Source organism: Helicobacter cinaedi CCUG 18818 = ATCC BAA-847, from assembly GCF_000155475.1.
Classification (GTDB): Bacteria; Campylobacterota; Campylobacteria; order Campylobacterales; family Helicobacteraceae; genus Helicobacter_C; species Helicobacter_C cinaedi.
Genome location: NZ_DS990392.1, coordinates 174,373 through 177,675 on the forward strand (window position 1 = coordinate 174,373; position 3,303 = coordinate 177,675).

General features: G+C 41.2%; 2 protein-coding genes and 1 pseudogene. All 3 read right to left on the bottom strand.

Annotated features, from left to right (window positions below; translation table 11 throughout):
• Window positions 1–78: 78 nt before the first annotated feature.
• Window positions 79–1,050, bottom strand: a complete 972-nt coding sequence (locus HCCG_RS05225; RefSeq protein WP_002956393.1) for a radical SAM/SPASM domain-containing protein — start codon at window positions 1,048–1,050, stop codon at window positions 79–81.
• 11 nt (window positions 1,051–1,061) lie between these two features.
• Window positions 1,062–2,354: a glutamate-1-semialdehyde 2,1-aminomutase gene (locus tag HCCG_RS05230; RefSeq protein ID WP_002956394.1), complete on the bottom strand. Its 1,293-nt coding sequence runs from the start codon at window positions 2,352–2,354 to the stop codon at window positions 1,062–1,064.
• A 291-nt stretch (window positions 2,355–2,645) separates the two neighbouring features.
• Window positions 2,646–3,303, bottom strand: a pseudogene (locus HCCG_RS05235) (class I SAM-dependent methyltransferase); the annotation flags it as partial.

Consider the following 3,303-nt stretch of genomic DNA (forward strand, 5'->3'; position numbering starts at 1 on the left):
GTAATAATCTTTTGCTAGATTCTTATCTGCTTTCATCGTGCGTAGATAATTGTCTTGCGTTATGTTCTTTTGCATTTGTTACTCCTTTTGATTTTTATTAACGCGTTTAGCGACATTATTTGTCTTGCCTACTTCCACAGGGGCATTGCTATACACAAGGCTATCGCTTCTATCAGTGATTTGATCGCATACCTTGCAGATAAGATTTGATGAAAACACTCTATTTTCTTTGAAGATTCTCTGCACATTTTTGATAGGTTCTCCATTTTGTATTTGCTCTAAGCTTTGTGTGTGTAAATTCCCCATAATAAACTTTCTATGTGGGTCAAAGCAGCATAGGCTCACCTCGCCATTTTCTCTAATAATCATATCTCTACCATAGATTCTATTGCATTTTGGGTGGTCTTTGGCTTCGGTGAAAGGCTTAATCTCTATGCTATCTTTTAAGCCCTGCAACTCAAGCGTATCGTAGAATCCACCAAAATTATGGGGTTTCCATATTTGAATCTCATCAACCCTTTTTTCCCAATACTCTTTCCACTGCTCTATATGATGTTTATTTTGCTTTAAAATCACATAGTTAAAGCTAAGATAGGGACGCTTGGGATAGTCTAAGATTCTATGGATATTCTCCCATACGCGTTCAAACTTCACACTGCCCTTATGCACACTCTCATAGGTTTGCTTATCCATACCATACATACTTACACGCAAGACATCAAGGTATTCTAGCAGGGGCAATTTCTCTTCGGTGATAGCATTGCAAGTAGAAGAGCTTTGCAATTTGCAATTCGGGATTTCATCTTTGATATATTGCATATATTGCAAAAGAATTTCTTTTTTACACATAAAAATATCACCATAACCGCCAAAGCCTATGGTCTGCCCCCCCCCCCCTGTTTGTCTAAAATGCTCTTTTAAGCGACTAACACAAAGTTTGTAGGTCTCCCAATCCATAGTCTTAAAGCGGAATGGATATTCATCACGCGGACACATAATGCAGTTTGCATCACAGATTGTCGTAACCTCTAAGCAAAAATTTTCTTCCATTGTTTTCTCCTTTAGTTGTATTTTCTAAACACAGGCTTCACTACATCGCCTACAAGGTAGTTTGCCACGCCATTTTGCAATGCCTTTTTATACACTTCAAGGCTCTTTGCCACTGCCTCTAATGTGTAATCAAGCTCCTTTTGCTTATGAGCATAACTCATCGCAATACAAGGGAATAGAATCTTATGTTTAATCATCTCTTGTAAAAAGAGTGTGCGGAATGCTAGGCTAGATTCTCCTTTTTCATCAAAGGTAAGGATATAGGGCTGACATTCCACGCCTGTGGCGACAAAATGTTTCTCAATCCCCAAATCTTTAGCGATTTGATTGATACCGCTGACAAGTTTTCGCCCATAATCCCATAGATAATCAACGACATTGTTTTCTTTTAAGATTCTATATGTTTCTATAAACGCACCAAGTGGGGACATCTCTGCCCCGTGTGTGGTAGAGAGTAAAAATACCCGCTCACTTCCGCTAAATTCAATACTGCCTAATTGCATAATCTCCCTTTTTCCAGCCACTGCTGCCACTGAAAAGCCATTTGCCAATGCTTTGCCAAAGGTGCATAAATCAGGTGTTACACCATAATAATGCTGCGCACCCTTAATATGCCACCTAAAGCCTGTAATCATTTCATCTAAAATCATCACCGTCCCATTTTTATTGCAAAGCTCACGGACATTCTGCAAGAAGTTATCCCTTGGGTGTTCTAAATTTGAAGGTTCTAAAATCACACAGGCAATTTTGTCTTTATACTTATCAAAAAGGGCTTCAAGTGAGGCTATGTCATTGTAGTGGAATACAAGCGTGTCATCTTGTATGTTTTGTGGGATACCGCGTTTGACTTCTGTGCTACCGATAAACCAATCATCATAGCTAAAAAATGGATGCTCTAAACATCGTGCGATGAGCGTTCTGCCCGTGTAGGCACGAGAGAGTTTGACTGCTGCACTTGTAGCGGTGCTGCCGTTTTTGGTAAATTTCACCATATCTACTGAATCTATTGCAGAAATCAGCGTTTGAGCGGCTTCTAGCTCTATGAGTGAAGGGCGTGTGAGATTATTGCCATTTTCAATCTGCCTTATAGCAGCGGCATTTACACGCTCATCAGCATAGCCGATACATACCGCCCTTAAAGCCATACCATAGTCTAAAAATTCATTTTCATTTTCATCATAGATATACGCCCCCTTGCCGCGTTTGAGAATCTGCGGCGCGTTGCTAGGGTATTGATCGTATCCGCGTGAATATGTATGGGCGCCACCGGGAATGGCTTTGAGTAATTGCTCTTGATAGTTCATTTTAAATTCTCCTTTTTAGCCTCCAGCTTTGAGCGATAAAGCCGCGATTGCTTCATCTTGCTTCACTGCGATGTATGTTTAATACATCTCATTCGCAAAACGCAGCTTTCTCATCTCAAATCTTGGAAGGCTGGTTTGTGTGTCTTGTTTGAGCCGTTTTTATGTCGGCGCGTCTTTGTCGGCTTGTCTTTTGCGACTTGCTTTGTCGCCTCGCTTTGCGGCTCGTCTTTTGCGTGGCTGAAACCGCTTTGTTTCTCTCTACATTTTTACGCCTTTCTTTATGGGATTAAGCTATTTTGTCGCTTCTAAAACCCCCCAATTCATTAGCATACCTGCGGATATTTGCAGTCTTGTGGGGTTACACCTAGCGTTGTCTTTGCGGTTAAAATCGCTGATTCTACGCTCACAAGCGGCGTCATTACCGCTTAGGTAACTCTTTGCTTGTTCGCTTGAAAGCAGCGATTTTTCCTCGCAAATACTTCCGCTTGGGGTTATCTTGCTTGAATCATTCTCCTCCGCTTCAGTCCCCTGCGGGGGGGGGGCACTCATATTTTCATCGCTCTTTGTCTCTCCTACAAACGCACCGCCAAAGTTTTCATCTACTTGGATAAGATGAGAATCTTGTAACACTTTCACACTATATGTGGTAATGCCTCTGTGTGTCGTGCGTGGGAAGTCAATCTCTGGCATAAAGGGGTGGATAGTAAAAGCATTGTAGTTTTGTAATATGTCTTGCATTGTAGGGAGGCTAAAGGTCGTGTATCGCCCCCAAATTCCAGCCTTGCCAGATTCTCTTGTCAAGTCTTTAAAATCACAGACTATATCCACATCAAATTCTGTATTAAAAAGACTAGAAGCATAGAGTTTGCCCTTTGGCTTTAAGATACGATGCACTTCGTTGATAATGGGCTGCAGGGCTTTTTCATCAAAAATAAGAAAGGTTTGTGAG